This window comes from Phycisphaerae bacterium (genome assembly GCA_012729815.1).
Lineage (GTDB): Bacteria > Planctomycetota > Phycisphaerae > JAAYCJ01 > JAAYCJ01 > JAAYCJ01.
Map to the genome: position 1 here is coordinate 1 of JAAYCJ010000171.1, position 6,298 is coordinate 6,298.

A 6,298-nucleotide genomic window follows, 5' to 3' on the forward strand; every position below is an offset into this window, starting at 1 on the left:
GCTCAAACCCGACTCGATCATCGTCGAACCGACCTCGGGCAACACGGGCATCGGCATCGCCCTGGTGGGGCGGCTCAAGGGCTACCGCGTCCGCATCGTCATGCCCGAAGGCATGAGCGAGGAACGAAAAAAACTCATCAAGGCCCTCGGAGCCGACCTGGTGCTCACGCCCGACCGCGAAAGCATCCCCGGCGCCGTCCGACGGGCCCGCGAACTGGCCGCCGACGACCCGCGCGTCTTCATACCGCAGCAGTTCGAAAACCCCGATAACCCGCGAATCCACTACCAGGAAACCGCTCACGAACTCTGGCGCCAGATCCGCGGCGAGATCGACTGTTTCGTCGCCGGCGTCGGCAGCGGCGGAACCCTCCAGGGAATCGGCTCGTTCCTCAAGGAAAACAAACCCGACGTCCGCATCGTCGCCGTCGAACCCAAAAACGTCTCAGCCCTCCTCGGCCACGAACCGGGACTGCACCAGATCCAGGGCATCGGCGACGGCTTCGTGCCCTCGATCCTCAACGTCGCGATGGTCGACGAGGTGCTCGAAGTGACCGACCAGGACGCCATCGAAACCACGCGACAGCTCGGCCGCGACTACGGCCTGCTCGTCGGCATCTCATCCGGGGCCAACGTCTGGGCGGCAAGGCAACTGGCCAAAAAGACCAAAGGCAACATCGCCACCATCCTGCCCGACCGGGCCGAACGCTACTTCAGCACCGCCCTGCTCTAGCCATTGACCGTCCGCAACGCCTCGACAAGCATGCCCGCTCGCTGGTCCCGCTTATTTCAACCCCTTCCGGCTCGATGCTCAGAACTCGTAGAGCTCCTCGTCCTCGAGGACCTTAAAGCCCTCCTTGACCACCAGGGCCTTGCACCGTTCCAGGTCCTCCGCGTTCTCGAACTCGATACAGCAGACCCCTTCCTTGTTCGGCTCCAGCACAAACCCGTAGGCGTCCACAATGTTGATGTTGTGCTCGAAAAACACGCTGGTCAGCTTGTGCAGGTTGCCCGGCCGGTCCGGAATCGAAACCGCCAGCACGTCCTTGAGCGCGCAGGCGAACTGACGGTCGGCCAGCGCCAATTGCCCCTGCTTGGGCTTGTCCACGATCAGCTTGATCAGCCCGAAGTCGCCGCGGTCCTGAATCGTGAACGCCCGGATGTTCACCTTCGCCTCGGTCAGAATCTCCGTGATGCTCCGCAGGCGACCGGGCCGGTTCTCGATGAAGATGTTGATCTGGTGTGGCATCGTCGCGTCCTTAGAGTTTGGGTCGTTCGTCCACCACGCGCTTCGCCTTGCCCTCGTACACCGGCAGGCTGCCCGGCTCGTGCAGCTCGACCGCCGGGTTGATGATGATCGAAGCCTTCAGCTCCTCCTTGATCCGGTTCCGAAGCGCGTCGAGCTGACGCACGTTGCCGCTGAACATCTTCGAGTAAATCTCGACCTGAACCGTCAGCCGGTCCAGCGAGCCCTCCTTGGTCAGCCGGATCTGATAGTTCGTGCCGACCTCCGGAATCCGCATCACGACTTCCTCGATCTGCGACGGAAATACGTTCACCCCGCCGACGATCAGCATGTCGTCGCTGCGTCCGGTGATCCGCGAAAGCCGTCGGCACGTCCGGCCGCACGGACACTCCCCCCCGAACACCGACGCCAGGTCCCGCGTCCGGTACCGCAGCAACGGCGTCGCCTTGCGCTGCAGCGTCGTAAACACCACCTCGCCTTCCTGCTCGTCGCCCAGATTCTCGCCCGTCGCCGGGTCGATGATCTCCAATACGTACGCGTCCTCCCACGCGTGCATCCCGTTCTTGTAGACGCACTCGAACGCCACGCCCGGCCCGTTCATCTCCGACAGGCCGTACGAGTTGTACACGTCGATCCCGTACAACTCCTCGACCTTCAGCCGCGTGTTCTCCGAGTGCGGCTCAGCCCCCATGTACGCCTTGCGCAACGCCAGCTCGCCTCGCGTTACGCCCGCCTCGTCCAACTTGGTGTGGACGTGCAGGCAGTAGCTCGGAGTCACGTGCAGCACGGTCGTGCGGAAATCCTTCATGAGCTGAATCTGCCGCTTCGTGTTTCCGCCGCCGACCGGAATCACCGTCAGGCCCACCCGCTCAGCCCCGTAGTGCAGGCCCAGCCCGCCGGTGAACATGCCGTACGTCATCATGTTCTGGAACACGTCGCCCGGACCCGCCCCGGTGGCCACGATCGACCGGGCCACCAGCTCCGTCCAACTGTTCAGGTCTTCCTGCGTGTGGTAGATCACCGTCGGCGTGCCCGTCGTCCCGCTCGAGGTGTGAATGCGCACCACCTCGGTCGGGTCCGCCGCCAGCAGCCCGCGCGGATAGTTCTCCCGCAGGTCGTCCTTCGTCGTAAACGGCACCCGCTTCAGGTCGTCCAGACTCCGGACGTCGTCCAGCGAATGGATGCCCGCCTTCTCAAGCCGGCGCCGGTAAAACTGCGTCTTGAGGGCCGAACCCACCGTCTGACGCAACAGCTCAAGCTGCAGCGCCCGCCGCGCGTCACGGTCCATCGTCTCACGTTCTTTGTTCCAGTAGCGAATTTCGTCCATGTCAGAGATTCACAATGTCTTTGGTGCCCAGCACCTTTACGCCGTTCTCGCTGAGGACCGCCAGCCCCTCGTCGGGATTCTCGAAACGGAACACCATCAGCGCCTTGTCCGAAAACTTCTCCACGAACCCGTACATGTACTCGACGTTCACGTCCTTCTCGTACAGGATTTTCAGGATATTCGCCAGGCCGCCCGGCCGGTCCGCCACCTGCACCGCCACGATCTCCGTCTTCTCCGCCACAAACCCCTTCCCCTTCAAAACGTCCATCGCCGCGTCCGGCTTGTCCACCACCATCCGCGCCACCCCGTAGCCGCGGCTCTCCGCGATCGTCAACGCCCGGATGTTGATCCCGCCCTCGCCCAGCACGCTGCACACCTCGAACAGCCGCCCCTTCTTGTCTTCCAGAAACACCGAAATCTGGTTCAGCTTCATCGCGATCCCCTTGCAACAGGATTACTTGGCCCGCTTGTCCACCACGCGAACCGCCTTGCCCATGCTCCGCTCGATCGTCTTGGGCTCCACCAGCCGCACCCGTGCCGCAACGCCCAGAACCGATTCGATCTCCTTCCGGATCTTCTGCTGAAACCCCTCCAGCTTGCGAATCTCATCCGAAAAAATCGTCGGATCCACCTCCACCACCACCTCCAGCTCGTCCAGCTCGCCCGATTTGCGATCGACCACGAGCTGGTAGTGCGGCAGCGTCCCCTCGATCCCGATCAGCACGTGCTCGATCTGCGACGGGAATACGTTGATCCCCCGCACGATGATCATGTCGTCCGTCCGCCCCTGAATCTTCGTGATCCGCGGGCTCGTCCGACCGCACCGGCACGTCTCGTATGTCACGCCCACGATGTCCCGCGTCCGATACCGCAAAAGCGGAATCGCCTGCTTGGTCAGCGTCGTGATCACCAGCTCCCCCTTCTCGCCCGGCCCGACCTCTTTCCCCGTCTTGGGGTCGATGATCTCGGGATAGAACACATCCGAGAAGATGTGCAAACCAGCCTTGTGCGTGCACTCCTGCGCCACGCCCGGCCCGATGATCTCCGAAAGCCCGTAAATGTCCGTGGCCAGCATGTTCCACGTCTGCTCGATCTCCGCCCGCATCGGCTCGCTCCACGGCTCCGCTCCGAACACGCCGATCTCCCAACTGCTCGAACGCGGATCCAACCCGATCTCCTGCGCCTCCTCCGCCATGTACAGGCAATAGCTCGGAGTGCACGCCAGCACCCGCGGCTTGAAGTCCGTCATGATCTTAAGCTGCCTTTTGGTCTGACCCGACGAGGCCGGAATAATCGTCAATCCCATCTCCAGCGCCCCGTAGTGACAGCCCAGCCCGCCCGTGAACAACCCATACCCGTACGCCACCTGAATCTTGTCGCCCGGAACCGCCCCCGCGCAGCACAGCGCCCGCGCCATCACCTCGCCCCAAAGCTTCAAATCGTCCTTCGTGTACCCGACCACCGTCGGATTCCCCGTCGTCCCGCTCGAAACGTGAATCTCAGCCAGCTCACGCTCCCCGCGCGAAAACAGCCCGAACGGATAGTTGTCCCGCAGGTCGTCCTTGACCGTAAACGGCAACTGCTTGATCTGGTCGATCGACCGGATCGACCCGGGGCTGACCCCCGCCTCATCCAGCTTCCTGGTGTACACCGGGCACTTCCGGTACACGTACTCCACGATGGCCCGCAGGCGGTCGGACTGAACGTTCTTCAGCTCCTCCACCGGCGAGCACTCCATCTTCTCGTTCCAGATCATGGCGCCATCGTCCTTACAAGAGACATCATAGATCACCGCCGATCGGCCCTGGTCCGATAACCATCCTCGACACCAACCAGCCGGCCGCCCGCAAAGGCAGGCCCAGCCGCGATACCGTCACCTTTTCTTATATAAAATCCCTCCCGGATAATCAAACCCCAATGTCCCGCCCCAAACCAAGACCGCGGACCGCCACCGGCGGGGAATTCCGTTGAATTCCCCCGCATCAGCGGGTACACCAGACCGCCGCATCCTCCACCGTATATGAGACCGCCCAAATGAACATATCCAATACCCGCCTCACCGTCCGCTGCTGCTACCTCGGCATGGTCGTCCTCGCCCTGGCCATCAACCTCACCCCGCCCCTCTTCATCCCCCTCCGCGAAATCCTCGGCCTGACCTTCGAGCAGATCGGCCGACTCATCCTCATCAACTTCGCCACCCAGGTCACCTTCGACGTCCTCTGCGGCGCCCTCGTCGACCGCCTCGGAGCCAAACGCTTCGTCGTCTCCGCCAACCTCCTCGCCTTCCTCGGACTCTGGCTCTTCGCCCTCTCACCGTCGTATTTCCAGAATCCTTACCACGGCCTCGTCCTCGGCACCGTCGTCTTCTCCATGGGCGCCGGCATCCTCGAACTCCTGCTCTCCCCCATCGTCAACGCCATGCCCTCCGACCGCAAAGCCGCCGATATGAGCCTGCTCCACTCCTTCTACGCCATCGGCCAGCTCGTCGTCATCCTCGCCACCGCCCTCGCCGTCTTCGCCCTCGGAGCAAAGCACTGGCGACTCATCGTCCTCGCCTGGTCCGCCGTCCCCGCCCTCAACGCCCTCGGCTTCTCCCTGGTCCACATCCCCCGCTTCGTCGAGGAACACCAGCGCCAACGCGTCCGCACCCTCCTCCGCAAACGCGCCTACGTCGTCGCCGTCCTCGCCATCGGCCTCGCCGGCGCCACCGAACTCGTCATGGCCCAGTGGATCTCCGCCTTCGCCGACGTCGCCCTGGCCCTCCCAAAAATCATCGGCGACCTCGGCGGACTGTGCCTCTTCGCCGTCGCCCTCGCCGCCGGACGAGTCTGGTTCGGCTTCAAAGGCGAAAAGGTCTGCATGTACCGCGTCATGATCGCCGGAGCTTGGCTCTGCGTCGGCGTCTACCTCGTCGCAAGCCTCTCGCCCTCGCCCATCTTCGCCCTCTCAGCCTGCGTCATCGCCGGACTCGGCTGCAGCCTCCTCTGGCCCGGCATCCTCTCCGTCACCGCCGCCCGGTTCCCACTCGCCGGAGCCTCCATGTTCGCCGTCCTCTCAGCCGCCGGCGACACCGGCGGAGCCATCGTCCCATGGCTCGTCGGACTCGTCGCCGACCGCGCGCCCGCACTCCGCGACCTCCTCGCCCACCTCATGCCCGCCGGCCTCACCGCCGAACAACTCGGCCTGCGTACCGGACTCCTCCTGGCCACCATCTGCCCCCTCGCCATGCTCACCCTCCTCTACTGGCTCCAAGCCGAATCCCGACGCCGCGAACCAGCCGACCCAACCCCATCCGCCGAATCGCCTCAAACCGCCGCGCCGCCCGCCCCCTGATCCCCTATTCCCCGCCCTCAGCACGATTAGCCCCAAAGGGGCAAAAGCCTGTAGCCAGGGGCGCGAGCCCCTGGTACCAATGGCCCCATGCGAATCAGCCCCGAAGGGGCGCAAGGATGTAGCCAGGGGCGCAAGCCCCTGGACTGGTTGACGCCGCCGAAGGCGGCTCCGGCCTGCCCCCCTGATTCGCTGACCACCCGACCACCTATTCTCCCCCCTGATCCCGCCTTTTCATTTTCATTGCCATTCCCAGCCCAATACAATGCCCTTCAACGGTCCTCCCAGACCCCTCAAGGAGCCTCACCGGTGCCCGAACCCAGAGACGTCACCACCAAAAACCTCCACGAGTCCATCCGCCAGGCCTGCGCGTGGCTCACCGACATCGCCCAGGTCAA

6 protein-coding genes are annotated in these 6,298 nt (G+C 63.9%); 2 read left to right on the forward strand and 4 right to left on the reverse strand.

Annotated elements, in window-relative coordinates:
• A partial coding sequence (locus GXY33_11250; GenBank protein ID NLX05708.1) for a cysteine synthase family protein occupies positions 1–730 on the forward strand: 730 nt, incomplete at its 5' end.
• Between the two features lie 78 nt (positions 731–808).
• Here the strand turns inward: GXY33_11250 and GXY33_11255 are convergent.
• From GXY33_11255 to GXY33_11270, 4 genes are read right to left on the reverse strand one after another with little or no spacing between them, the layout of a single operon-like run.
• Complete coding sequence (locus GXY33_11255; protein NLX05709.1) at positions 809–1,246, reverse strand: ACT domain-containing protein; 438 nt, start codon at positions 1,244–1,246, stop codon at positions 809–811.
• A 10-nt stretch (positions 1,247–1,256) separates the two neighbouring features.
• Entirely contained in the window at positions 1,257–2,561 is a 1,305-nt protein-coding gene (locus GXY33_11260; protein ID NLX05710.1) for a phenylacetate--CoA ligase, read from the reverse strand.
• A gap of 10 nt (positions 2,562–2,571) precedes the next feature.
• Positions 2,572–3,003, reverse strand: a complete 432-nt coding sequence (locus GXY33_11265) for an ACT domain-containing protein (protein NLX05711.1) — start codon at positions 3,001–3,003, stop codon at positions 2,572–2,574.
• Positions 3,004–3,024: 21 nt separating this feature from the next.
• The gene (locus tag GXY33_11270; protein NLX05712.1) at positions 3,025–4,326 is read right to left on the reverse strand and encodes a phenylacetate--CoA ligase; all 1,302 of its coding nucleotides are present in this window, start codon (positions 4,324–4,326) and stop codon (positions 3,025–3,027) included.
• A 278-nt stretch (positions 4,327–4,604) separates the two neighbouring features.
• Here GXY33_11270 and GXY33_11275 point away from each other — a divergent pair, with 278 nt between their 5' ends.
• Entirely contained in the window at positions 4,605–5,903 is a 1,299-nt protein-coding gene (locus GXY33_11275) for an MFS transporter (protein ID NLX05713.1), read from the forward strand.
• Positions 5,904–6,298 lie beyond the last annotated feature (395 nt).